General features: G+C 38.0%; 22 protein-coding genes. 8 read left to right on the top strand and 14 right to left on the bottom strand.

The window, feature by feature from the left end; translation table 11 throughout:
* Window positions 1–164 precede the first annotated feature (164 nt).
* On the top strand, window positions 165–1088 hold the full coding sequence (locus ACQKNC_RS04410; RefSeq protein ID WP_427423662.1) for a COX15/CtaA family protein: 924 nt from the start codon (window positions 165–167) through the stop codon (window positions 1086–1088).
* Window positions 1089–1590: 502 nt separating this feature from the next.
* Here ACQKNC_RS04410 and pyc read toward each other — a convergent pair.
* From pyc to ACQKNC_RS04395, 3 genes are read right to left on the bottom strand one after another with little or no spacing between them, the layout of a single operon-like run.
* Window positions 1591–5025: a pyruvate carboxylase gene (gene pyc, locus ACQKNC_RS04405; protein ID WP_427423661.1), complete on the bottom strand. Its 3435-nt coding sequence runs from the start codon at window positions 5023–5025 to the stop codon at window positions 1591–1593.
* A 12-nt stretch (window positions 5026–5037) separates the two neighbouring features.
* Window positions 5038–6222, bottom strand: coding sequence for an FtsW/RodA/SpoVE family cell cycle protein (locus tag ACQKNC_RS04400; RefSeq protein ID WP_427423660.1), 1185 nt, complete (start codon window positions 6220–6222; stop codon window positions 5038–5040).
* Window positions 6223–6282: 60 nt separating this feature from the next.
* Window positions 6283–6564, bottom strand: a complete 282-nt coding sequence (locus tag ACQKNC_RS04395) for a YlaN family protein (protein WP_049668302.1) — start codon at window positions 6562–6564, stop codon at window positions 6283–6285.
* A 182-nt stretch (window positions 6565–6746) separates the two neighbouring features.
* Between ACQKNC_RS04395 and ACQKNC_RS04390 the strand changes: the two genes are divergently transcribed.
* Together ACQKNC_RS04390 and ACQKNC_RS04385 are read left to right on the top strand one after the other, a co-directional pair.
* Window positions 6747–7247, top strand: coding sequence for a peptidyl-prolyl cis-trans isomerase (locus tag ACQKNC_RS04390; protein WP_427423659.1), 501 nt, complete (start codon window positions 6747–6749; stop codon window positions 7245–7247).
* An 11-nt stretch (window positions 7248–7258) separates the two neighbouring features.
* Entirely contained in the window at window positions 7259–7462 is a 204-nt protein-coding gene (locus ACQKNC_RS04385) for a YlaI family protein (protein WP_427423658.1), read from the top strand.
* Between the two features lie 632 nt (window positions 7463–8094).
* Here ACQKNC_RS04385 and ACQKNC_RS04380 read toward each other — a convergent pair.
* From ACQKNC_RS04380 to typA, 5 genes are all read right to left on the bottom strand, one after another.
* On the bottom strand, window positions 8095–8889 hold the full coding sequence (locus ACQKNC_RS04380) for an ABC transporter permease (protein ID WP_427423657.1): 795 nt from the start codon (window positions 8887–8889) through the stop codon (window positions 8095–8097).
* The gene (locus ACQKNC_RS04375; protein WP_427423656.1) at window positions 8882–9649 is read right to left on the bottom strand and encodes an ABC transporter ATP-binding protein; all 768 of its coding nucleotides are present in this window, start codon (window positions 9647–9649) and stop codon (window positions 8882–8884) included. The genes ACQKNC_RS04380 and ACQKNC_RS04375 overlap by 8 nt, the downstream gene beginning before the upstream one ends.
* A gap of 1 nt (window position 9650) precedes the next feature.
* Window positions 9651–10643, bottom strand: coding sequence for an ABC transporter substrate-binding protein (locus ACQKNC_RS04370; RefSeq protein WP_427423655.1), 993 nt, complete (start codon window positions 10641–10643; stop codon window positions 9651–9653).
* Window positions 10644–10905: 262 nt separating this feature from the next.
* Window positions 10906–11304 (bottom strand): YlaH-like family protein, encoded by a 399-nt coding sequence (locus tag ACQKNC_RS04365; protein WP_427423654.1) that lies wholly within the window; start codon window positions 11302–11304, stop codon window positions 10906–10908.
* Between the two features lie 30 nt (window positions 11305–11334).
* Window positions 11335–13179 (bottom strand): translational GTPase TypA, encoded by a 1845-nt coding sequence (gene typA, locus ACQKNC_RS04360; RefSeq protein WP_427423653.1) that lies wholly within the window; start codon window positions 13177–13179, stop codon window positions 11335–11337.
* Window positions 13180–13317: 138 nt separating this feature from the next.
* Between typA and ACQKNC_RS04355 the strand changes: the two genes are divergently transcribed.
* Complete coding sequence (locus tag ACQKNC_RS04355) at window positions 13318–13503, top strand: DUF5325 family protein (RefSeq protein WP_427423652.1); 186 nt, start codon at window positions 13318–13320, stop codon at window positions 13501–13503.
* Window positions 13504–13562: 59 nt separating this feature from the next.
* On the opposite strand, the gene ACQKNC_RS04350 is transcribed toward ACQKNC_RS04355, so the two are convergent.
* Together ACQKNC_RS04350 and ACQKNC_RS04345 are read right to left on the bottom strand one after the other, a co-directional pair.
* On the bottom strand, window positions 13563–14357 hold the full coding sequence (locus tag ACQKNC_RS04350) for an inositol monophosphatase family protein (RefSeq protein ID WP_427423651.1): 795 nt from the start codon (window positions 14355–14357) through the stop codon (window positions 13563–13565).
* Between the two features lie 246 nt (window positions 14358–14603).
* Window positions 14604–14801, bottom strand: coding sequence for a hypothetical protein (locus ACQKNC_RS04345; RefSeq protein ID WP_427423650.1), 198 nt, complete (start codon window positions 14799–14801; stop codon window positions 14604–14606).
* A 123-nt stretch (window positions 14802–14924) separates the two neighbouring features.
* Between ACQKNC_RS04345 and ACQKNC_RS04340 the strand changes: the two genes are divergently transcribed.
* Entirely contained in the window at window positions 14925–15551 is a 627-nt protein-coding gene (locus tag ACQKNC_RS04340) for a YktB family protein (protein ID WP_427423649.1), read from the top strand.
* A 302-nt stretch (window positions 15552–15853) separates the two neighbouring features.
* Here ACQKNC_RS04340 and ACQKNC_RS04335 read toward each other — a convergent pair whose 3' ends face one another.
* A complete protein-coding gene (locus ACQKNC_RS04335; RefSeq protein ID WP_427423648.1) occupies window positions 15854–16141 on the bottom strand; it encodes a UPF0223 family protein in 288 nt (95 codons plus the stop codon).
* Window positions 16142–16431: 290 nt separating this feature from the next.
* Here ACQKNC_RS04335 and ACQKNC_RS04330 point away from each other — a divergent pair, with 290 nt between their 5' ends.
* Window positions 16432–16662 (top strand): hypothetical protein, encoded by a 231-nt coding sequence (locus tag ACQKNC_RS04330; protein WP_427423647.1) that lies wholly within the window; start codon window positions 16432–16434, stop codon window positions 16660–16662.
* 34 nt (window positions 16663–16696) lie between these two features.
* On the opposite strand, the gene ACQKNC_RS04325 is transcribed toward ACQKNC_RS04330, so the two are convergent.
* Window positions 16697–17653 carry an NAD(P)H-dependent flavin oxidoreductase gene (locus tag ACQKNC_RS04325; protein WP_427423646.1) on the bottom strand — a complete coding sequence of 319 codons (957 nt, stop codon included), beginning with the start codon at window positions 17651–17653 and terminating at the stop codon, window positions 16697–16699.
* Window positions 17654–17801: 148 nt separating this feature from the next.
* Between ACQKNC_RS04325 and ACQKNC_RS04320 the strand changes: the two genes are divergently transcribed.
* Window positions 17802–19271, top strand: coding sequence for an aminotransferase class I/II-fold pyridoxal phosphate-dependent enzyme (locus ACQKNC_RS04320; protein ID WP_427423645.1), 1470 nt, complete (start codon window positions 17802–17804; stop codon window positions 19269–19271).
* Window positions 19272–19660: 389 nt separating this feature from the next.
* On the top strand, window positions 19661–20257 hold the full coding sequence (locus ACQKNC_RS04315) for a class I SAM-dependent methyltransferase (RefSeq protein ID WP_427423644.1): 597 nt from the start codon (window positions 19661–19663) through the stop codon (window positions 20255–20257).
* Between the two features lie 34 nt (window positions 20258–20291).
* Here ACQKNC_RS04315 and ACQKNC_RS04310 read toward each other — a convergent pair whose 3' ends face one another.
* Window positions 20292–20969, bottom strand: a complete 678-nt coding sequence (locus ACQKNC_RS04310) for an LrgB family protein (RefSeq protein ID WP_427423643.1) — start codon at window positions 20967–20969, stop codon at window positions 20292–20294.
* Window positions 20962–21405, bottom strand: a complete 444-nt coding sequence (locus ACQKNC_RS04305; protein ID WP_427423642.1) for a CidA/LrgA family protein — start codon at window positions 21403–21405, stop codon at window positions 20962–20964. The genes ACQKNC_RS04310 and ACQKNC_RS04305 overlap by 8 nt, the downstream gene beginning before the upstream one ends.
* Window positions 21406–21565: the final 160 nt, after the last annotated feature.

Raw genomic sequence — 21565 nt, 5'->3', positions numbered from 1 at the left:
TGTGAAGGTTAAAGTACGAAATTATGAACAATTTGTGAAATGGAAGTGACATCTAATACTCCCTACTCTTTACAAGTTGTTTTTTACCTGTATTTTCGATATTATCTATTAGCAGAAACATTACTTTCATGTAATGTTCATAGATAAAGTAGGTGACTCATTTTATGCAACACAATAGGTATATGAAATGGTTTGCTGTTGCCGCTACAGTTGGAATGCTCCTTATTTTACTAGGTGGAGCACTTGTTACCAAAACAGATAGTGGCTTAGGCTGTGGTCGAAACTGGCCTGATTGTAATGGTTCTCTTATTCCAAAAGAAATTACACCAGCAGTCTTAATTGAATTTTCGCATCGTCTTGTAACTGGAGTCGTATCTATTTCAATTCTTGCGTTAACAATTTGGACATGGCGTAAACTCGGTCATATTCGCGAAGTAAAATTATTAGGTTTCTTAGCGATGTTTTTCTTAATCGCACAAGCTCTTATTGGAGCAGCTCAAGTGTTGTGGGGACAAGGTGATTTCATACTAGCACTCCACTTTGGGATTTCTCTTATTTCCTTTGCTGCTGTTCTCCTTCTTTCTATGATTGTATTTGAAGTGGATCGGAAATTTGATGCCGATAACGTTTTTATTGGTAAAAAATTGCGTTGGCATACGATTGCTGTCACAATTTATTCTTATTTAGTCGTTTATACAGGGGCACTTGTTCGCCATACAGATTCTAGCTTAATATGTCCTGACTGGCCATTTTGCTATAATGACACACCATTCGCATCTTTTAATAATATGTATGAATGGATACAAATGGGGCATCGCCTAGCTGTTCTTATCTTTTTCATTTGGCTTGCATACATAACTTGGCACGCGGTAAAAGAATATAAAAATCAACGTGTTATTTACTATGGCTGGATCATTGCCTTCACTATAGTAATTTTACAAGTGATTGCTGGTATGTTAGTAGTCCTAACTAAATTGAATCTTATAGTTGCATTACTTCATTCGTTATTAATTTCAATTCTATTTGGTCTACTTTGCTACATGGTAATGCTAGTTGCACGCAGCAATTATAATGAAAAAAACAAATAATAGTAGAAAAAGATTCGCCATCCAAAAATATGGCGAATCTTTTTTATTTTTTCAAATGCTTCTATTTAAATGTGTTAAAATATCGATAATTTTATTATCGTAAAATAGTAAATTAATAGGTTCATCACCATAAGTTGGATGACATTTATCACAGATGAGAGCAGGCAGAGGAATGGAGGCTAAGAACATCCTGTCCTGTGATAACGCCATCGTGACAAACATCCTGTTATTCCTGACGCCCAGTCGAAACAGAAATCAACGTTATTGTAATGAATTTATTTTTATATGAATACTTTGTAGATTTATCGGAACAAAATACCATTTTATCGGAACAATTTTAGCTTTTATCGGAATATTATCTCGTTTTATCGGAACATTTTCAGTTTTTATCCATGATGGGCGATTCCTTGGGGGTTAGTCACAGATGAGACCCTGCAGTGTAAAAATAAAAAAGGTTATTAGTATGCTATAAAAGCAATCTAATAACCTTCTTTACTACCAATTATTCAATTTCAATTAACAAATCACCTGTTGAAATGGCATCGCCCGCACTAGCGTATACTTCTTTCACGACGCCGTCTCTCGGTGCTTGGACGGTTGTTTCCATTTTCATCGCTTCGGTAATTAATAAGTGATCCCCACGTTTTACAGGGCTTCCTTTTGCTACAACTACCTTTAAGACCGTACCTGGCATCGTTGCTCCAATTTGATTTGGATTACTTGGATCTGCTTTTAATGCCAGGCTGCCATCTACTTCGACAGTCATATCTTGAATCACCAGTTCGCGGGATTGACCGTTTAGCTCAAAGTAAATAACACGCGTACCATCATGTTGTGGTTCACCAATGGAAACAAGCTTAATAATCAGTGTTTTTCCTTTTTCGATCTCGACTTCGATTTCTTCACCTAGTTTTAATCCATAGAGGAATGTTGGCGTATCTAATACCGAAATATTGCCGAAGGAGTTCACTGTTTTTGAATACTCTTCAAACACTTTCGGATACAAAGCAAACGCTAGCACATCCTGCTTTGTAACGGAACGATTTAATTTTTCCTCTAGTACCGCCTCTAGTTGCTCAAAATTCACAGGCTCCAGTAGCTCGCCAGGTCTTACCGTAATTGCTTCACGATCCTTTAACACAACCTTTTGAAGAGCCTCTGGGAAGCCACCATGCGGTTGTCCCAAATAGCCCTGGAAGAACTCAATCACAGAATCCGGGAAATCAATAGTTTGCCCTCTTGTCAGTACAGTGCTTTCATTTAAATCGTTTTGCACCATAAATAACGCCATATCACCGACTACTTTCGAAGATGGGGTTACTTTGACAATATCGCCAAATAGAAGGTTTACGCGGGAATACATGCGCTTCACTTCTTCCCATCTGTCCCCAAGGCCAACTGCTTTGGCTTGTTGCTGCAGGTTACTGTATTGGCCGCCTGGCATCTCATGGACATAAATTTCTGAATGTGGGCTAATCATGCCGCTTTCAAAATCTTTATAATACTTACGTACATCTTCCCAGTAGTACGATAATTTTTCAAGCGCATCGATATCGGCACGAACCTCACGCTTACTACCCTTCATTGCATAATATAAGGAGTTTGCACTTGGCTGTGACGTTAAGCCCGCCATTGAACCGAGCGCCGTATCAATGATGTCCACCCCTGCCTCGATCGCCTTGGCATATAAATAAATACCATTACCACTTGTATCATGCGTATGCAGATGGATTGGCAGATTTGTCGTCTCTTTTAACTCGGAAATTAAACGATACGCTGCTTCTGGCTTTAATAAACCAGCCATATCTTTTATCGCTAAAATATGGGCACCTGCTGCCTCTAGCTCCTTTGCCATTTCCTTGTAGTATTGAACTGAATATTTTGCTCTTGTTTCATCAAAAATATCTCCTGTGTAACAGATGGCAGCTTCCGCAATTTTACCAGATTGACGTGCAGCATCAATGGCTACTTCCATTCCTTTAATCCAATTTAAGCTATCGAAAATACGGAATACATCAATGCCTGATGCCGCTGATTCAGCTATAAATTCACGAATTAAATTGTCTGGGTAGTTTGTGTAGCCAACGGCATTCGCACCACGCAATAACATTTGGAATAGCACATTCGGTACTTGTTCACGCAGCTTTGCAAGGCGCTCCCATGGGTCTTCTTTTAAGAAACGGTACGCCACATCAAACGTCGCGCCACCCCACATTTCGAGTGAGAAGAAATCATGCATCATGCGCGCTGTTGCGTCTGCAATTTCGAACATATCCTGTGAACGTACACGTGTAGCAAGCAGTGATTGGTGTGCATCTCGGAAAGTTGTATCTGTTAATAGCACTTCTTCTTGCTCCAGAATCCATTTCACAAGCCCATCTGCTCCTTGGGCATCTAAAATTTGTTTTGTTCCCGCCGGAGGAACGATTAATTTATCAACTTTTGGGATGCTCGGCTGTACAAAAATTGGTTTCGCCTTCTTCTCTACTCCTGGGAAGCCATTTAGCGTCACATTACCAATATAACTTAAGAGCTTTGTCCCACGGTCCTTGCGCACAGGGAAATTAAATAGTTCAGGTGTTGTATCGATTAAGCTTGTATCAAATGCACCCGTTAAAAATTTCTCGTGCGTCACGACATTATTTAAGAATGGAATATTCGTTTTTACCCCACGAATACGGAACTCTTTTAAATTACGGTCCATTTTTGCTGCGGCTTCTTTAAACGTCATCCCTGATGTTGAAATTTTCACCAGTAGTGAATCATAGTACGGTGTTACAACAGCCCCTTGGAAGCCATTACCGGCATCTAATCGTACACCAAAGCCACCGCTTGAACGGTACACCATGAGCTTCCCTGTATCTGGCATAAAGTCATTAGCTGGGTCTTCCGTTGTGACACGTGCTTGAATCGCATAGCCAATCATTGGAACATCCGCCTGTTGTGGAATATGAATTTCCTCACTATGCAGACCGTAGCCTGCTGCCACTTTAATTTGGGCATGCACAATATCGACACCCGTAATCATTTCAGTAATCGTATGCTCTACTTGAATACGAGGGTTGACCTCGATGAAATAAAAATCCTCACCTGCAACTAAAAATTCTACTGTCCCTGCATTTATGTATGAGACATTTTTCATTAATTGAACAGCTGCATCACAAATTCGGCTTCTTAAATCTTCCGAAATTGAATTAGATGGTGCGATTTCAACAACCTTTTGATGACGACGTTGTATCGAGCAATCACGCTCATATAAATGAATGATATTGCCCTGTTGATCACCAATAATTTGTACTTCAATATGCTTCGGCTTAATAATGGCCTTTTCTACATACACCTCATCAGAGCCAAATGCTGCCTTCGCCTCTGATTTTGCACGTTCATAGGAGGAAGCTAGCTCCTCTTCTGTATGAACAAGGCGCATACCTCGACCACCGCCGCCTAGCGCTGCCTTAATCATAACTGGATAGTCGTATGTGTTAGCAAAAGCCTCTACCTCTGCTAAATCAGCTACTGGACCATCTGTACCAGGAATAACAGGAATACCTGCAGCAATTGCTTGTTCTCGCGCCTTCACCTTGTCTCCAAACATATCTAAGTGCTTAGAAGTTGGCCCAATAAAGACAATGCCCTCTTCTTCACATCGACGTGCAAATTCTACGTTTTCAGATAAAAAGCCATAACCCGGATGAATCGCATCAACATCTGCATCTTTAGCGATTGTAATAATGCCCTCAATATCTAAATAAGCATCAATTGGTTTCTTGCCAGCTCCCACTAAATAGGCCTCATCTGCTTTAAAGCGATGGAACGCCCCACTGTCCTCCCGAGAATAAATAGCAACAGTTTGAATATTCAACTCCGTACATGCACGGAAAATACGAATTGCAATTTCTCCTCGATTGGCTACGAGAATTTTTTTGATCGATTCCATTGATATCCCCCTTTATGATTGTGTTTTTCTCCTTTCTATCTTTTCAAACATAGAAACATTGATCAATATTCCCATCGCTAAAGATAGAATAATTATAGATGTCCCGCCATAGCTAATAAAAGGTAGCGTTACACCAGTTAACGGGATTAACCCAGTTACACCCCCAAGATTGATAAACGTTTGCCAGCCAATCCAGCTCGCAATACCTGCCGCAATCATACGCGCTAGTGGGTCTTTCGTGCGCAACGCAATCGACAATCCTTTATATACAATAAATCCCAAACCACCTAAAACGATAAGAACTCCCCAAATACCTAGTTCCTCCATAATAATCGCCATAATAAAATCGGTTTGTGGTTCAGGTAAATACCCCAATTTTTGAATTGACTGACCGAGACCTCTTCCTTCTAAACCGCCTCCACCAATTGCATAATAACTATTGACAACTTGGTGACCACTACCATTTTCATAATTAAAAGGGTTTATGTATGATTGAAGACGTCCCATACGGTTTGTAGTTAACATATTTCCTTTAAACAACATTAGTATACCAAAGATGATTCCACCAAAAGCTCCTAGTACTCCGAAGAACTTCCAAAATGTTTTAAACGGAATGCCACTTGCTGCTACAACAGAAACAGCAATTCCACAAAGAATAATACTTGCTCCCAAATCGGTTTCAAAGGCTACACCAGCAACAACAAGAATCCAAAGGAATATTGGATAAAATATTTCTGTTGGTTGTAGCTTTTCAAGCGTATATTTTTGTCCTTTCCGATAAAATGCAGCGGCAAAATATAAAATTATAAATAGCTTTGCATATTCAGAAGGCTGAAAGTTTCCTAAACCTGGAACGTGTATCCAACTTTTAGACCCTATTCCTACCTCATCACCATTACCAGCTACTTTTACCCAAGTAAATAGCACAACTAACACAGCTGTAAGTATCAACATAACTTTTTTATTCGCATAATGCTTATACGGGAAGAATGCTGCTGCTAAAAACCCAAGAAAAGCTACAATTAAATTGATTACTTGCTTGTGATAAAAATAATCTGGATCTTGTTTTTTTATTACAATCGCCACCATCACACTTGAGCTATAAATCATTACTAATCCAAATAAGCTTAAAAATATGAATGTAAAAAATAATGGGTAATCAAAATTTTGTGCATAACGTTTTAAATATTGTTTCATCGGAAAACCTCATTCTAGAAAAAAAACTCAAATCGCAAATTGCGTTTGAGTTTTTTCTTTTTATTTGTCTGTATACGCGTCATGTAATACAGAAAGTTCTTTCTCGAGTGAATCGAGAATTTCTTTGCCTTTTTCGCGATCAACGAGTCCAAGCTTTACAGCAAAGTCAATTTCACGTGAAAGGCCGAACATTTGTGTATCTAATACTTCTTCATATAAAGGGCATTGTGGCATTGTTAAATGATCCATTTGTACTCGAATGAGGCGAGCAATTTTGTCTGCATCAGCAACTAAAAGCTCCAAAGCCTTCTCTTGAAAAGAAGTTTGTGATTTAGTATCCATGAGGACGCCCCCATTATCTGATATTTCTTCGATTCTATCTTAATAAAGTTTAGCTTTTAGTCGTTAAAAATGCAAGTGTCTACATTGGAAAATAGAGAAATCGAATTATATTTCTTTATTATCTCTAGTCATTAGCGTTATACTATTTCATGGATATACAAGATTTGAGGAGGATTTCTATTATGGAAACAATAATTCCTATCAAGGGCGCAGTTTCATTCCAATTAACATTAGATCCCACTGTTTGGATTTTCGATGATCGTAAATTAGATTTAAAAACATACTTCGATGCAAAAGAAGTTGAGGAAGATTCGGATATTAAATATATGCGTGAGGTAGGTGCTCACTGGTCACGTGAGATTATGGAAGGAGCCACTTTCCCACCAACATTGAAATCTGAACGAAAATTTGACCGCAAAGGGATGGAAACAGGTACTTTTGGGATCGAATTAAGTCATTTCTTGAAAAATGCTGAAATTAAACCTGAAGCAACAACAATCGTCATTGAATGTGAAGATGGCAAAGAATATACATTTACAATCGAAGAAGCTTATACATTCATTTTAAAATATAGCCAAGATGGTAAACCATTACTAGAAGATGGTCCTGTTCATGTGCTATTTAGAGACGGTTCAAATGTAGACAACCCTATCAAAAATGTATTAGCTATTCGTGCTGAGTAGGAGGGAATGCAATGCGCGTAAAATGCGTTATTTGCGATACAATTAACAATTTAGATGATAATTTACCGCTAGCAAAAAAATTGCGCAATCGACCAATTCATACGTATATGTGTGGTGCATGCCATGATCGTATTGAAGAAAACACCATTTCACGCATTGAAACAGGAAATTTCCGTTTTTATCGTACTTCTCCACAAATGGATAAAGAATTTTAACTGATCAACCGAAGGAGGTGACTCATTATTTGAGACACCTCCTTTATAGTGTTTAAAAACAAATGTTCAAAGAAATTTCCGTGAATGTTGTGGTTCTTTAGATATATCAAATTAATAGGCTTATTACAGTGACACGATTGTAAAACTGGTGCCGCTGACGCTTCGCTTTCGCCAGAAAACATTTGCTGCTGAAGTTTTGTTTTATCACTATAAATTAGTGTAACATGCAGAAGATACACGTTATGCGAAGTGGTTGATTGGAGTGGAGGCTGGCGACTCCTTGGGGATCAGCGAAAGGGGAACGAAGGCTAAAACCATCACGTCCTGTGATAACGCCTTCGTGACCAACATCGTGTTGGCCCGAGATCCTGCAGCGAAGCGGCTCATCGGACGCCCCCAGGAAGCTTTGCTCTGTGCGAAAGCGTAGTGCTAACGTAGCGACAGCAAATGTTTTATCTGTGCGAAAGCGTAGCGACAGCAACAACAAAGCGCCCAGCTGGAACGGAAATCTACCACTCGTTTTGCCGTAGAGCCATACTTTATTTAATGGGATACCTTAATCTCATTAACATAATAGTTTTTCAAAAAATGAAGGAGGTGGCTCAATATATTTGAGACACCTCCTTTGTCGTTCAACCATTATTTTTTACAATCGCCTTCTCAATCAACTCTACAACCTGATACATAATCGTCGCAAAAAAGGCGATGATGAGCAGTGACATAAGCACAAGATTAAAATTAAACACCTGGAAGCCGTAAATAATTAAATAACCAAGCCCTTTTGAGGCAACTAAAAATTCACCAACAATAACACCTACCCAAGAAAGTCCTACATTTACTTTCAAAGTAGAAATAATCGTTGGGAAAGAAGCTGGTAAAATAACTTCTCTAAATATTTGCCATCTGGTTGCCCCAAAAGTTTGTAATACTTTGCTGTAGTTTGGATCAACCCCTTTAAAAGCTGTATAAACTACGATGGTTGTAATAATTATTGAAATCAACGCACCCATCGCGACAATAGAAAAATAACCAGGACCAAGAGCGACTATTAAAATTGGCCCTAAGGCAACTTTCGGCATGGCGTTTAAAATAACTAAATATGGATCTAGTACCTTCGATAGCATTGGTGACCACCACAATACGATTGCTATTAAAGTACCTATTAGTGTTCCGGCGATAAAGCCAATAATCGTTTCCATTAAAGTAACACCAACGTGAAGTGTTAACGTACCATCGCTTACTTTTTCTACTAATGTGTGCCATACATGCGTTGGTGAACTGAAAATTAATCGGTCGATCCATCCAAATCTCGAAAGAAGCTCCCACCCAACGAAAAATACTATTAAGATGATAAGCTGATATACTCGAACATAGCGCTTTTCTTTTTTTAGCATTTGCTGATACTGTTTAAATAATGTATTATCCAAGACTCTCCAGCTCCTTCCAAATAGTTTGGAATATATCTGAATATGCTGGATGCTGTCGAACATCAAAAGGTGAAAGCTCTTGTAACTCTGATGGTATTTCAAATACTCTATGCAATGTACCTGGATTGGCAGAGAATAGAAATACCCGTTCACTCATCGCAATGGCTTCACCAATATCATGTGTCACAAGAACTGCCGTTTTTTTATAGGCCTTTAAGGTTTCAACAACCAAGTCCTCCAATTTTAATTTAGACTGATAATCCAGAGCTGAAAATGGTTCATCTAGCAATAAAATTTTAGGATCCACTGCTAAAGTTCTTGCAAGTGCTACTCGTTGACGCATGCCACCAGATAATTCTCTCGGATAGTTGTTTCCTACATGCGGTAAACCAATTTCTTGCAAAAGTGCATTTGCAGTTACTTTATGTGTTTTATTGCTTCGCTCCATGATTTTCAAACCAATTGTGACATTTTCTTCTATTGTTTTCCAAGGAAATAAATAATCTTGCTGAAGCATGTAGCCAATGAGAGACTGATTGTGCGTTGAAATTTCCTCACCATCAATGTATACCTTGCCTTCTGTAGACGAAAATAAACCCGCAATAATTGATAATAATGTCGTTTTCCCACATCCGCTCGGCCCTATAAAAGAAACAAACTCACCTTCACGAATATCTAAATTGATATCACGTAAAACTTCCTTTGCCTGCGTATTCGAAAAGTAGCTATGGTGAATATTTTCTAGTTTTAAAATTTCCATATTACTCAACAGCCTTTTTAGCAAAGGTTGTATTCACAAGCTTATCATAATCCACCCGTTGAGGAAGTTCACCTGCTGCCTCCATTATCGTTTGCAAATTATCCCATTCCTTATTATCCAAAATAGGATCTGTAGCATAGGAACCCTGTGATTTATAACGCTCTACTACTGTTTCAATTAATCCAATATCAACATTTTCAAAATATGGCTGAATAATTTTCGCTATTTCGGCCGGAGTCGCTTTTTGTACAAAGTCCTGTGCTCGTTTCAATGCATTTGTAAAGCCTTGAACTGTTTTCGCTTTGTCCTTTAAATAGCTGCTTTTCGCCATAAACGATGTATAAGGCAATTGCCCAGATTCAGTACCAAACGAAGCGACAATATAGCCCTTACCTTCTTTCTCAAACATGCTAGCTGTTGGTTCAAATAACTGTACATAGTCCCCAGTTCCAGAAGCAAAGGCTGTAGAAATATTAGCAAAATCAATGTTTTGAATGAGTTTTAAATCATTCGCAGGGTCAATGCCATGCTTTTTCAGTACGAACTCGCCCGCCATTTGTGGCATTCCACCTTTACGTTGCCCTAAAAATGTAGAGCCTTTCAACTGATCCCACGAAAAATTATCCATCTTTTTGCGTGCAACTAAAAATGTGCCATCTGTTTGTGTTAATTGAGCAAAATTTTGAATCGGGTCATTGGAGCCTTGAAGTGTTACATAAATAGAAGTTTCCGATCCAACTAAGGCGATATCAATTCCATCAGAAAGTAACGCCGTCATTGTCTTATCGCCACCTGCAATTGTTTGTAGCTCAACGGAAAGCCCTTCATCCTTGAAGTACCCTTTTTCAAGTGCTACATACTGAGGCGCATAGAAAATCGAGCGTGTCACTTCTCCAACTTTGACTTTTTCAAGCTCCGTTTTATTACACGCCGTCAAAGAAAGGAGTAACAAAGCAACAATACTAAATAGTAAACCTTTATTAAGCCAACGCATTCCATTTCCTCCTTGATTCATGAAAATAAGCCTATCGACATTAACTTATTCATATCGGAAGATTTCGGTGCCTATCAATTTAGGTTTGAGAGACACAATCGATTGAAAATGGGTTCCGTAGCCAATCGTTTATATGTAGATGGCTTAAAACGATAAAATTTTTTACTATACCAAATAAAACAGCCTTAGCAAATTAATGCTAAGGCTGTTTTATTACTTAAAAACTCAATACAAGTTTCACGGTATAGGAGCCAAGCTACTCTCATTGATTAGCAGCTTGTTGCTCTTCTCTTTTTTCACGCCATAAACGTGTTTTATAGACGATTAGAATTAATGCCGCTACAATAAGACCTTCGACCATAGGAAGATATAACGCAAAAAATGTTAATAAAGTACATCCTAAGAACAGGAAAATATAAATAACAATATTTTGTGTTAGTTTTAATTTCTTTGCAAAGCCTAGTTTATAAACAAGTGCAGAGAGCAAAAACACTAGAGCAAACAGAACATAACCTGCCATTTCTTTGGTAGGTAAGTTTTCATATAAAAAACGCGTAATCCCTGCCATTTTTTCATAGGCATTTGCTGTTTCCTCTGCATTTGTCTGTGCAGCAACTTGAATAAAATTCAGTTGACCCAATAAAGCGGACTTAATAGCCAAGACTCCTCTTCCTTTCATGTCAGCGGAAAATTATTGTTCTGCGTTACGTAATTTTTTCGCTGCTTTCTCACGTTCGTTTTTATCTAGAATTTGTTTACGAAGGCGAATAGATTCTGGTGTGATTTCTAAGTACTCGTCATCACCTAAGTATTCAAGCGCTTCTTCTAGTGATAAAATACGTGGCTTTTTAATAACATTCGTTTGGTCTTTGTTTGCTGAACGGATGTTTGTTTTTTGTTTCATTTTTGTGATGTTTACAGTGATATCAGCGTCACGAGTATTTTCTCCAACGATCATACCTTCGTAAATATCTGTACCTGGCTCCAAGAACAGTGTACCACGGTCTTCAATTTGCATCATACCATAAGTTGTTGATTTACCCGTTTCCATTGAAACTAGTACACCTTGGTGACGGCCACCAATTTTTCCTGGTAATAACGGTTGGTAGCAATCGAACGTATGGTTGATAATACCGAAACCTTTTGTCATCGACATGAATTCAGTTGTATAACCGATTAATCCACGAGCTGGTACTAAGAACGTTAAACGAACTTGACCACTGCCGTTGTTCACCATATCAAGCATTTCACCTTTACGTGTACCAATTGATTCAATAATTGAACCAACATTTTCTTCAGGCACATCGATTTGAACGCGTTCGTAAGGTTCACATTTCACGCCGTCGATTTCACGCACGATTACTTGTGGTTTTGACACTTGTAATTCGAAGCCTTCACGACGCATGTTTTCGATAAGGATAGATAAGTGAAGCTCCCCACGACCTGAAACTGTCCAAGCATCTGGAGAATCAGTATCTTCAACACGTAAAGATACGTCTGTTTGTAATTGAGCACGTAAACGCTCTTCTACTTTACGAGAAGTAACCCATTTCCCTTCACGACCTGCGAATGGAGAATTGTTTACTAAGAAAGTCATTTGTAAAGTTGGCTCATCAATACGTAATGGCGTTAGCGCTTCTGGGTGCTCAACAGGGCAAACTGTTTCACCAACGTTGATGTCTTCCATACCTGAAACGGCGATTAAGTCACCAGCTTTTGCTGTCTCAACTTCTTCACGTTTTAAGCCGAAGAAACCAAAGATTTTCGTTACACGGAAGTTTTTCACTGTTCCGTCTAACTTCATAAGAGATACTTGTTGACCTACAGAAATTGTTCCGCGGAATACGCGACCAATACCGATACGTCCAACGAAGTCATTATAGTCAAGTAAAGCAACTTGGAATTGTAATGGTTCTTCTGAGTTATCAATTGGTGCTGGAATAGCTTCGATAATTTTCTTAAATAGACATTCCATATCCGCTTCTTGCTTAGATGGATCAGCGTCTAAAGAAGCTGTACCATTTACACCTGAAGCATAGACAACAGGGAAGTCTAATTGATCTTCATCTGCACCTAGTTCAATGAATAATTCAAGTACTTCATCTACTACTTCTAGTGGACGAGCTGAATCTTTGTCTACTTTATTAACAACAACGATTGGTGTTAAACGTTGTTCTAATGCTTTTTTCAACACAAAACGTGTTTGTGGCATACAACCCTCATACGCATCGACAACTAGTACAACGCCATCTACCATTTTTAAAATACGTTCTACCTCACCACCGAAGTCAGCGTGTCCAGGCGTATCAAGGATGTTGATACGAGTTCCTTCATAGTTTACTGCTGTATTTTTAGCTAAAATCGTAATACCACGTTCGCGTTCAATATCGTTAGAGTCCATTGCACGTTCTTCAACACGTTCGTTTGAACGGAATGTACCTGATTGTTTTAGTAATTGGTCGACTAAAGTAGTTTTACCATGGTCAACGTGTGCGATAATTGCGATATTGCGAAGATCTTGACGTAAGTTTGTCATTATTCCACTCCATATTCTTTTTTCGAATGTTTAACTGTGATATTATAGCACAAGAAGGGTAGAAATGTCCTTATTAGAATTTTCCTCATTCTAAAAAATATATTTGATTTGCAAATTTTTAATATAGGAGGCTCGGCTATGAATCGTGCAAAATTCGTAATGGCCGTTTACGCATTAGCGGCTGTTTTAGCAATGTGTTCTATCGGATATTCAGTGGCAGCTGGTAGTGTATTAGGTATAATAGCAGGCATTGTGGCTACTTGTGTCATCTTTATGACAGCCTTTAAAATGAAACGTAAACTGCGTGAGCAAGGATTACTTTAATAAGAATTTTATGGACTAAAGTAAGAAGGAGCCTGTCTAAAAAATAGACGGCTCCTTCATTATTTATAAGGCACAATATATTTTTCTAATAATACTTTGTGAATTGAAGGGTTAGCAATGATAAAAGTATCCTGATGCAGAAAATCAAAGCTCTCACCATGTAAATTAGTGGCAATGGCACCAACTTCCTTAGCTATAATAGTACCTCCCGCTATATCCCATGGAGAAAGTCGCATAGATACATAAGCATCTAATTTACCACTGACAACAAACGCTATTTCCATTGCGGCTGAACCATATGACCGTGTACCACGTACTTTCCGAACCATTTCAATTACTTTTTCATGGTGAATATGTCGATTTGGCGCTACCCAGTGTGCGTTTATACCAATGACCGATTCTTCCATTTTGACTGACTGCAATTTACGTAATGGTGAATCATTGTACCATGCCCCTTCACCTGCAATCGCATAAAATAAATCTTCACGCATTACATCAAATATGTAACCAAGCTTCCCTACCCCGTTAACAAAAATACCGATAGAAATCATAAAATGACGATGTTGTTTCACAAAATTCATCGTGCCGTCGATTGGATCAATAATCCATACGACACCTTCTAACGACTCTACTGCCTCTCCCATTCCCTCTTCCCCTAAAATTTTGTGGGTCGGATCGAAATCTCGTATTTTTTCTATAAAAAATAATTCTGTTTCACGGTCAATATTTGTGACAAGGTCATTTGCACTTGATTTAGTCTCGATAACTAAATTGTACGAAAAGGCCTCTCGAATACGGCTACCCGCTTCAAATATAATACTTTTCGCAAATTGATCAATTTGTTGTAAATCCATAAAAACCCACCCTTCGATTATAAGAAAAGGCCCTATGCACTTAGCCTACTTAAAATACTTTTCAACTTTCTCACTACTTAAGGCTTGATTTCTCATGACGTTTTGTTACTACGTAGCACATAATACTTCCTTGAAAATATAACTTCCCATTATGATATAATGTCTATTTTACCCTTTATAGCAATAAAAATCACCTGCTGTCGGAATTTTCAGCAAGTGATTTTTCAAATCGGTATAAATTTTTTATCACGCATAGGCGTGCAAGCTTTCAAGTTCCAGCTGAATTTCAGCGAGACGTTTTTTACTTTTTTCAATTTCAAGCCCATTTTTTTCATTCATTGCCGAGAATAGCGAAGCTAATTCATAATCTAATTCTAATTGTAAAATGTGTTCATATTGCTTTTCAATGTCAACTTTACGTATAATTTTTACGATTGGTTTCATAAAAATCACTTCCTTTTTTTATTTTTCACAAAACTTATTAGATTCGATAAAGTTCTTGTTATAAGATTTTTTCCCATTTTCCTAATAAAATAAACCTTATAAATCGAAAGGAGTTAATAAAAAATGCCGAAAATAAAGTGGACTAACAAAGACTTCAATGTTTTTCAAATAGACGGTTTAGAACAAAGAATGGATGCATTAAATTCGTGTGTACGACCAAAATTCCAATTGCTTGGAGAAGATTTTTCTTCCTTCTTTTCAAGCCATCTTGGAGAAGAATTTTACCCTCATGTTGCGAAGCATGCACGAAGAACAGTAAATCCCCCAAACGACAGCTGGGTTGCCTTCGCTCCGTACAAGAGAGGTTATAAATCATTACCTCACTTTCAGATTGGTCTTTGGGGCACACATTTATTCATCGTCTTAGCTATTATTTATGAAGCTCCACAAAAAAATGTGATGGCTGAACGTTTAATTGCCAACAAAGCAATGCTACAGCAACTTCCTGATGATTTCATTGTCTCTGGGGATCATATGTCTTCAGCAGCAATCTCCATGCAAGATGCAAAGGAAAAAAAGTTAGATGAATTACTTATTCGTTTGCGTGATGTTAAAAAAGGTGAATTTTTAGTAGGTCGACATATTCCAAAAGATCAAGCTGTCAAGCTGTCAGCTAGTCAACTTCATCAATTAACAGAAGAAACCTTTAGCCGCTTACTCCCTATTTATAACATCATTGTTGGAAAATAAAGTTTCACGGATTGTGCTTTACCTTTTGCGACATAATAACTAAAATAATTTTCAATGACTAAACCTTATATTTATATATTGTGGAAAATTTACTTTATTATCCCTAGTAAATGAAAATTTGTTTGAAGAATATTCTTGTGGATGAGGGTTTGAGGAAATTATTTATTTTTTCTCTGCTTTTAAAAAGAATCCGGAAAATGTTGTATATGTAGTATATGAAATAAGCTTATTTTTAACACAGAGATAGTGTATTGCTATCAAATAAAAAAATGTGGACGTGAGAATACTCACGTCCACATTTTTTATCGACGTTGCTTCGGGACAACTTTAATAATCGTACCGTCAGCTGCTTCTTTTGTTTGTTTCACAACAGGGTAACTGACATAGCCACTTGCTTCTTCAAACTCACGAAAAATTGACTTTTCCTCAGCTTGTGAAGGAACGATTTCTTTAAAACGACGATATTTCGCCATCATTACTTCACGCTTAATGCCTTTTTCATAAGCTTGTTCAATTCCTTCAAAAAATTGAACAACATCAACAATTTCCTCAGTTGACCAATCAGTTGAAAACGGATAAGAGTATTCCATTGGACATAACCACCTTTATGTTACTGACCCGATACGATAAACATATACATTTCTAAAAAAATGTAGACATCTCTACTGTGACACAACTTATATCTTTTGATTTTCGTTTTTGTGTCTTCCTTATTCTCCGAGCCTGGTTTCACAAAAAGCTACTGCCATTTAGTAGGACTCTCCAAAGGCTTAAATTCCGCAGTATCGTTGCGTACACTCTAAGGTTTAGTTTCAGATCAATTATGCCTCGGCATAATTGCGTCCGGAATCGGCTTTGTGCTTAGGCCTGCAGATGTTTATTGCGCGAAAGCGTAGCGTCAGCGGCAGGATACAAGTCAGTTAGCCGTTATCGCATGGATGCGATGATTTTTAGGCTAACATCCTTTAAGAACTCCTTTCCGATTCCGTGGCATCCGCCAAAGGCTTTAGGCCCACACGATGTTGGTCACTCAGTCGTTGCCACAGGACGTGGCGTTCTTAGACTGAGTTCCTCTATTTCAGCGGATGTTTGGACACCTGCTGAAAATTAACTTAAACCCGTATACATCTTACCACCTATAGTCGTTAAGCCCATTTTACCCGAATACTTTCTGCTTCTGCAAGCATTCGAGTAATAAGCTCCTCGACTGTTGGAATATCGTGAATCATTCCAGTAACTTGTCCAGCCCAGCCAATTCCTTCATCTTTCTCGCCATCATAAATAAAACGTTTATTTGCTTTTCCGCTAATATAATCTTTTAATGCCTCATACGTAGGTGTAGTACGCTCAATTTCTAAAATCTTTTCCGTAAATTCACTGCGCAACGCTCGTGCTGGTGCACCTATTGAGCGTTTTATAACAGTCGTATCTGCCTCGGTGCTTGCGATTAAGGCTTCTTTATAAGCCTCAGAGGCATCAACGCATTCCTTTGTCGCTATAAAACGCGTACCCATTTCAATTCCCTCTGCACCTAGTGCATGAGCTGCCATCCAGCCACGGCCATCGCCAATTCCACCCGATGCAATAACAGGTATTTTCACGCTATCTACAACCTGTGGCACAAGCACCATTGTTCCAATATCATCGCGCCCAAGATGACCCCCGCCCTCTTGCCCAACAACCATAACAGCATCTGCTCCCAGCTCTTCCGCCTTTTGAGCTTGTCTACGTGCAGCAACAAGTACTAATTTTTTAATTTCCGTTCCTTCTAAAATATCAAAAATAGGTGCAGGATTTCCGCCAGTCATTGTAACAACTGGTACCTTTTCTTCCACTGCAACACGTACCATATCTTCATAACCAGTACCATACATACCAATTGCAAAATTTACGCCAAACGGTTTATCCGTTAATGTTCTTAGTTTATGAATCTCTGCGCGCAATAAGTCAGGATCTCGTAAACTCATTGCTGTTATTTGACCTAGTCCCCCAGCATTCGACACTGCTGCTGCTAAATCAGCATATGCCAAATAGGCTAATCCCCCTTGAATAATTGGGTATTTAATATTTAAAAGCTTCGTCACACGTGTATCCCATTCCATAGTATCTCCCCCTTCTATACTAATTTCTCGAAATTATCAAAAAAAACCTTTTATTTTTATTTTTTTTTACAAACTCTATTTTTTCGTGTCATTAGGTGCTATAATTCATTTGTTTTCTTAGATATTATAAAGTGAGGTGGTACCTGCGTTGTCACAATTAGAGACTCCATTGTTCGACGTATTACTTAAACATCGGAACAGACATCCAATTCAGTTCCATATCCCAGGCCATAAGAAAGGGCAAGGTATGGATCCTGCTTTCCGAGAATTCGTCGGCGACAACGTTTTATCAATTGATTTAATTAATATTGCTCCACTAGATGATTTACATTCACCAAAAGGCGCAATTAAGGAAGCGCAAGCACTTGCTGCCGAAGCCTTTGGTGCTGATCACACATTCTTTTCCGTTCAAGGTACTAGTGGCGCCATTATGACGATGATTCTGACCGTCGTCGGTCCAGGTGATAAAATTCTAGTGCCACGGAATGTTCATAAATCAATAATGTCGGCGATTGTTTTCGCTGGAGCAATCCCGATTTTTATTCATCCTGAAGTAGATAGTGAATATGGTATTTCTCATGGAATATCGCCTGAAGCTGTCGAAAAAGCTTTAAATGCTTATCCGGATACAAAAGCAGTTCTTGTCATTAATCCAACATATTACGGCTTTACAGCTGATTTAAAACGTATTGTTGAAATAGTCCATAGCCGTAATATCCCAGTAGTTGTTGATGAAGCCCATGGTGTACACATTAAGTTCCATGATGAGCTTCCTTATTCTGCGATGGAGGCAGGTGCCGATATGGCAGCTACAAGCGTACATAAGCTTGGTGGCTCCATGACACAAACATCGATTCTAAATGTACGTGAAGGTCTTGTCTCTGCAAAACGTGTACAAGCTGTTTTCTCAATGCTAACAACAACATCAACATCTTATCCATTACTCGCTTCGCTTGACACAGCTCGACGTCAACTAGCAATACATGGTTATGATTTAATCGATGATGCACTTCGTTTGGCTAAAGATGCCCGAAAACGCATTAACCAAATTCCGCATTTAAAATGCGCTGGTAAAGAAAAATTAAACTCATCTGCAACTTATGATATGGATCCGTTAAAACTATTGATAAGTGTTAAGGATTTAGGCATTTCTGGTCATCAAGCTGAAGAATGGCTTCGCCACAATGCTAATATCGAAGTAGAGTTGTCAGACCTATATAATATTTTATGTTTAGTGACATTAGCTGATACGAAAAAGGAAATTAACCTCCTTATCAATGCTCTTAGTCGTATGTCTAAAGCATTTGATTCAGAGGCTGCTATTACTGAAGCAATCGTTAATGTCCCAGATATTCCAGCACTTGCCATGTCACCACGTGACGCATTTTATGCAGATACTGAAGTTGTTCCTCTTGCAGAAGCGGATAATTGCATTTGTGCAGAATTCATAATGGTATATCCTCCTGGTATTCCTATTTTTATTCCCGGGGAAATAATTACTCAAGAAAATATTCGTTACATTCAAATGAATATTGAAGCCGGTTTACCAGTTCAAGGACCAGAAGATACAACATTAAAAACAATTCGTGTCATAAAAGAACGAAAACCAATTATTTAATGACAAAGCTACCTCAAAAAAGAGGTAGCTTTTTGTCGTTTAATAACAGAACCACGTAGAGAGCATAACTAATATAGGAAAAATAATCTACCAACATCTCACAAAAAATCCCCACCAGTTTTTTGATTAGATTTATTTGAATAAGAGGCTGCTGGTGTATGATGTTTTTATCACCTGTAATAAGCCGGTCTACAGAAATTTCATATAAATCACTTAACTTTATTAAATTATCAATATCAAGATAGCCCTTTCCTAACTCCCATTTACACTTTATTCTAGAAGTTATTATTTGCTAATTCACAACGCATAGTTGATTTTAATGAAAACTGAGCAAAAAAGTCGATTCTATAGCATAATTTACTTACAATATTTAGTAAGGGGGTAACGGAATGAATACATGGGATCAACGATTCAAAACAATCGAATATGTTTATGGTGAGCAACCAAATGCATTTATAGAAGACTATGTACACTACTTAGAAGGGCATCCAAACGTGGCTGCATACGCAGAAGGTGAAGGTCGAAATGCTGTATTTTTAGCTTTACAAGGACATACAGTAACTGCCTTTGATTATGCCGAAAGCGGTCTTGATAAAACAGAACAGCTCGCAGAAAAGCATAATGTTACAGTTCAAACAAAGCTTACTGACCTACTTCAAGATCAACTACCAGTAGAAATGTTTGATGCTGCAATTATGGTGTTTGGTCATTTTCCAGCTGAACAGCAACAAGAAGTATTTAAGCGGATTGTAGATTCTGTAAAATCTGGAGGTCGTATTATGATGGAACTTTATTCAATTTATCAACTACCTTACGCCTCGGGTGGCCCAAGACAGCTTGAATTTTTATATGATCCATTAGATGTTCTAAAATGGTGTCAACCTTATAAAATTATCCATTTTTTCACAGGTGAACAAGTACGAAATGAAGGTATGCTCCACACAGGACTTGCTCATACAATTCAATTTATTATCGAAAAAAATTAAAAGACTATATACAGATTCTGTATATAGCTTTTTTTCACAAAAATAAATAAACAAATAGCGGACATAGAAATGCGCCAATAATTGCAGTTAAGGCCATAGATAACGAGCCTACTGATAATTCTTGTTCTCCGTATTCTCTTAATTTAACAAGTCCAACGCCATGTGAAGCACTACCCACTGCAACACCTCTACTAACGGCTGAGTCAATTTTTCCGTATTTAATAACTAACGGTCCAATAATAGCACCTACAAACCCTGCTAGCATTACGAGTACAGCTGTTAATGGTGGAATGCCGCCAATTGTCTCACTCACCTGCATACCTACAGGTGTCGTTAATGATTTAGGCAAGGCCGTCAGCATCCAGCTTTTATTGACACCAATCCATTTCAGCATAACAAATATTGTTACCATGCCTGTAATCATGGCGATAAAAATGCCTGACAAAATAGCATACTTATATTTCATAATGATTGCACGCTGATTATAAAGAGGATAAGCAAGTGCTACAACCGCTGGACCTAGCATTTTTTGAAGCCATTTCCCTCCTTCCATATAAGTAGAATATGGAATATTAAAAACTAGTAACACAACTGCACTGACGATGGTTGTCGTCACTAGTGGAATCATTAAAGGATGTGGGAAACGTTGATAAAGTTTTGTAAATAACACGAATAAGACAACGGTGCCAACGACAACAATAATCTCAATCAACAGTTAATTCCCCCTCTCCGTCTTCTACAATGGCTTCTGTTTCTTTTTTAGCCAGCTCTTTTTTCTCAACCATTTGACTAAGCAATCCTGTAACATAAATAGAGATTAGCGTGCTCGCTATAACGGCTAGAATAATCAATAGGCCAGTGGTTGAAAAAAGTTCCGGGTAGTCAATCACCCCTACTGTTGCAGGAATGAAAAACAAGGTTAATACGCCAATTAAAAAACCTGCTCCATCTTGAATGTATTCTACTTTAATTATTTTAAAATTGAGTGAAAGTGCTAATAATAGTAATCCAATTACACTTCCCGGAAGAGGTACATGTAGTAAAGCAACAATACCGGCGCCCATGTAATAAAAAATATTGAGTATCCCAATCTGAACAATAATACGAACAACTCTCTTTAACATCAAAGTAATATTTTCGTTCAACATTTCGCCACATTTCACCCCCTATAACGTTTATTCTACATCTGTAGGAATTTTCTGTCTATTATAATTTCAGGAAAACAATAGAAAAAAAAGGATAACTCCAAAGCACTTTGAGCCATCCTTTTTCTATACATCAAATAAAGAGGTTGTCTAAAAACTGCTC

The sequence above is a fragment of the Lysinibacillus sp. NPDC094177 genome (assembly GCF_050279145.1).
Lineage (GTDB): Bacteria > Bacillota > Bacilli > Bacillales_A > Planococcaceae > Lysinibacillus.
The sequence above is the reverse complement of the archived record's forward strand: the minus strand, read 5'-3'. Positions and strand labels throughout refer to the sequence as shown.

Coding starts and splice junctions, on each gene's coding strand:
- typA (WP_427423653.1), bottom strand. CDS start 13,179: ATGACAAACTTACGTCAAGATCTTCGCAATATCGCAATTATCGCACAC.
- pyc (WP_427423661.1), bottom strand. CDS start 5,025: ATGGAATCGATCAAAAAAATTCTCGTAGCCAATCGAGGAGAAATTGCA.
- ACQKNC_RS04355 (WP_427423652.1), top strand. CDS start 13,318: ATGAATCGTGCAAAATTCGTAATGGCCGTTTACGCATTAGCGGCTGTT.
- ACQKNC_RS04340 (WP_427423649.1), top strand. CDS start 14,925: ATGCCGAAAATAAAGTGGACTAACAAAGACTTCAATGTTTTTCAAATA.
- ACQKNC_RS04325 (WP_427423646.1), bottom strand. CDS start 17,653: ATGGAATGGGATACACGTGTGACGAAGCTTTTAAATATTAAATACCCA.
- ACQKNC_RS04390 (WP_427423659.1), top strand. CDS start 6,747: ATGGAAACAATAATTCCTATCAAGGGCGCAGTTTCATTCCAATTAACA.
- ACQKNC_RS04375 (WP_427423656.1), bottom strand. CDS start 9,649: ATGGAAATTTTAAAACTAGAAAATATTCACCATAGCTACTTTTCGAAT.
- ACQKNC_RS04395 (WP_049668302.1), bottom strand. CDS start 6,564: ATGGATACTAAATCACAAACTTCTTTTCAAGAGAAGGCTTTGGAGCTT.
- ACQKNC_RS04385 (WP_427423658.1), top strand. CDS start 7,259: ATGCGCGTAAAATGCGTTATTTGCGATACAATTAACAATTTAGATGAT.
- ACQKNC_RS04335 (WP_427423648.1), bottom strand. CDS start 16,141: ATGGAATACTCTTATCCGTTTTCAACTGATTGGTCAACTGAGGAAATT.
- ACQKNC_RS04315 (WP_427423644.1), top strand. CDS start 19,661: ATGAATACATGGGATCAACGATTCAAAACAATCGAATATGTTTATGGT.
- ACQKNC_RS04345 (WP_427423650.1), bottom strand. CDS start 14,801: ATGAAACCAATCGTAAAAATTATACGTAAAGTTGACATTGAAAAGCAA.
- ACQKNC_RS04410 (WP_427423662.1), top strand. CDS start 165: ATGCAACACAATAGGTATATGAAATGGTTTGCTGTTGCCGCTACAGTT.
- ACQKNC_RS04305 (WP_427423642.1), bottom strand. CDS start 21,405: ATGTTGAACGAAAATATTACTTTGATGTTAAAGAGAGTTGTTCGTATT.
- ACQKNC_RS04370 (WP_427423655.1), bottom strand. CDS start 10,643: ATGCGTTGGCTTAATAAAGGTTTACTATTTAGTATTGTTGCTTTGTTA.
- ACQKNC_RS04350 (WP_427423651.1), bottom strand. CDS start 14,357: ATGGATTTACAACAAATTGATCAATTTGCGAAAAGTATTATATTTGAA.
- ACQKNC_RS04400 (WP_427423660.1), bottom strand. CDS start 6,222: ATGAAACAATATTTAAAACGTTATGCACAAAATTTTGATTACCCATTA.